The organism is Pseudorhodobacter sp., assembly GCF_030452865.1.
In the GTDB taxonomy this organism is placed as follows: domain Bacteria; phylum Pseudomonadota; class Alphaproteobacteria; order Rhodobacterales; family Rhodobacteraceae; genus Pseudorhodobacter.
Map to the genome: position 1 here is coordinate 1 of NZ_JAKDLJ010000496.1, position 2,292 is coordinate 2,292.

Sequence of the window (2,292 nt, forward strand, 5' to 3'; positions counted from 1 at the left end):
ATCCGGTCGATGACGGTTTGCAAGTAGCGGGTGGAAATATCGGTCATTGGCCTATCCTCTCATTCTGCGGTGATGGCGTTCAGCGCGATGCGGAACATCTGCGCCTCGCCGGAAGCAAGGGCTTCGGCCCCCAGTTTTTGTTGTGTGCTGCCGTCGACGGTGCCGAGGCACAGGGTCGCGGCTTCGACCTTCAATGCTTGGCCCACTGCCAGCAGCGCCGAGGTTTCCATATCGGTCGCCAAGACATTCAGGTCATGCAGGCGCGCGCGTGTCGCGGCAACGCGGGGCTGATCTTCGGGGATCAGCGCAAACATATCGCGGTAAAACGCGTCGAACGTGGCATAGGTGCCGACATGCGGCACCTCCCCCGCAGATTTGATTGCCGCCACCGCCGCATCCACCAGGCGCGCATTGGCCAGCAGCGGTGTCCCATCCGCAACATAGGCGGGCGAGGTGCCGTCAAACGCCAAAGCATCCTTTGAAATCAGGAAAGACCCGGCCTTTGCAGGCGGAAAATGCATCGCCGTGCCGATGCGCAAAAAGCGCTTCACGCCCAGATCAGCCAGTTCGTGCATGACGATCGAGGCAATCGGCGCCCCCATGCCAAAGGCTGCAACCGTCACCCGCTTGCCATTGAAACCGCCGGTAACTGACCGCAACCCGCGCTTTTCCGGCAGGAAAGCCGGGGTGTCGAGCAGCTTGCCGATCCGGTTCACCCGGTCCGGGTCGCCGACCAGAATTGCCGCTTCACCTACATCGGCATCACTATAGCCCAGATACCAAGCTGTTCTCATGTCCTTGCCCTTTCCGTCAATAGTGCGGCGGCGGCGGCCACTCCGGCCTTTACCGCTGCCAAAACCTCTGTTTCTCCGCGCATTTCGGCGGCGATGAAGCCACCTGCAAAACTGTCCCCTGCGCCAACCGCATCGTCGGTCGCAATCAAATCGACCGGCGGTGACCAAATGGAGCCTTCCGGCCCGATAGCCTCGGCCCCTTTGCGGCCATGGGTCACCACCAGCAACGCATCGCTGCCCTGCACCAAGGCGCGTTCGGCATGGTTGCAAAAGATCACATCGGCACGGGCCGAAAGCCGCGCGCGAGCGTAGGCGTCAAAGGCCACCGGATCATCCTTGACGCCCCAGTAAAGCCTTGCCCTGACCGGCACGAGATCAAGGATGTCCGCCACCAGATGCCCCGGCCCGATGGTCACGCAGATATGACTCGCGCCTGCAATCAGCGCCCTTTGCGCCTTGGTCAGGCTTTCCCGTCCGGCAAAGCCAGGATCATAAAGACACGACACTGCGCCATCGGGCTGATAGGCCAGAACCGAAATCGGGGAGCGTTCGCCTGTCAGGCGCGCAACACCACCCGCGTCAAGGCCAAAGGCGGCGTATTGGTCAAGCAGGGCTTGTCCGCCCGCATCGTCGCCAATCCATGTGACTGGCGCGGCACTCTGCCCTGCTTTGGCAACCGCGCGGGCCACATAGGTCGGGCACCCACCGGCGCGAGGCCATGCCGCCGGATCACGGTGGCGGATCTGCGTCGTGCGATCCTTGACCACATCGCCGCCCAGATGCAGCACATGGTCAAGACTGGCATATCCGGTAACAACAAAGCGGTTCATGCCAGCAGCGCCACGCAATCATCGACCGGCAACACCTTGCCGAAATAGCGATCGATATCCTCCAGCGAGGCTTCGGCCAGATTGGGGCGATTGGAATTTGTCGCCTCGCGCGCGATCACCACCTCCAGACCGTTGGCAAAGGCGTCCTGCGTTGTGGCGCGCACGCAGACATTGGTTTTCACGCCGCAAATCACCACGCGCGTCACGCCTTGTTCGCGCAGGAATAACCCCAGATCAGTCGCGAAAAACGCCGAATAGCGCCGCTTTTCAATGGTGATTTCGCCTGCATGATTGCCGGGGCCAAAGCCTTCGTGAAATTCCGAATTGAACCCGCCCTTCAGGCAATGCACCGGCAGGCGGATTTGTTCATAATCGGTGAACCCTTCGCGGTGCCGTTCGGCGACATGCACCACCAAAACCCCGGCATCCCGCGCCGCTGCCAACAGTCGCTTGGCGGGGGCGACAACCTCGGGTGCGGTGGGGTAAAAATTCTCGCCATCCGGATGCAGAAACGAATTCTGCATGTCGATCAGCATCAGGGCTGTACGGGTCATTCCGCGCTCCTTCTCTTGTTCTGGACCGATGCCACGATCAACGCGGCAAGGACCATGATATAAGGGATCATTGCGATCAGTTGTGGTGGCTAGCCGTGGGTCTGAAGCCGGATT

3 protein-coding genes are annotated in these 2,292 nt (G+C 61.1%); all 3 read right to left on the reverse strand.

Annotation, left to right across the window (positions count from 1 at the left end; genetic code table 11):
• Window positions 1–59: 59 nt before the first annotated feature.
• The 3 genes from L0H65_RS18575 to L0H65_RS18585 are packed head-to-tail and all read right to left on the reverse strand — an operon-like array spanning window position 60 to window position 2,178.
• The gene (locus L0H65_RS18575) at window positions 60–794 is read right to left on the reverse strand and encodes a hypothetical protein (RefSeq protein ID WP_301460686.1); all 735 of its coding nucleotides are present in this window, start codon (window positions 792–794) and stop codon (window positions 60–62) included.
• A complete protein-coding gene (locus tag L0H65_RS18580; RefSeq protein WP_301460687.1) occupies window positions 791–1,624 on the reverse strand; it encodes a carbohydrate kinase family protein in 834 nt (277 codons plus the stop codon). The genes L0H65_RS18575 and L0H65_RS18580 overlap by 4 nt, the downstream gene beginning before the upstream one ends.
• Entirely contained in the window at window positions 1,621–2,178 is a 558-nt protein-coding gene (locus L0H65_RS18585; RefSeq protein ID WP_301460688.1) for a cysteine hydrolase family protein, read from the reverse strand. Before L0H65_RS18585 ends, L0H65_RS18580 begins: the two co-directional genes overlap by 4 nt.
• Window positions 2,179–2,292 lie beyond the last annotated feature (114 nt).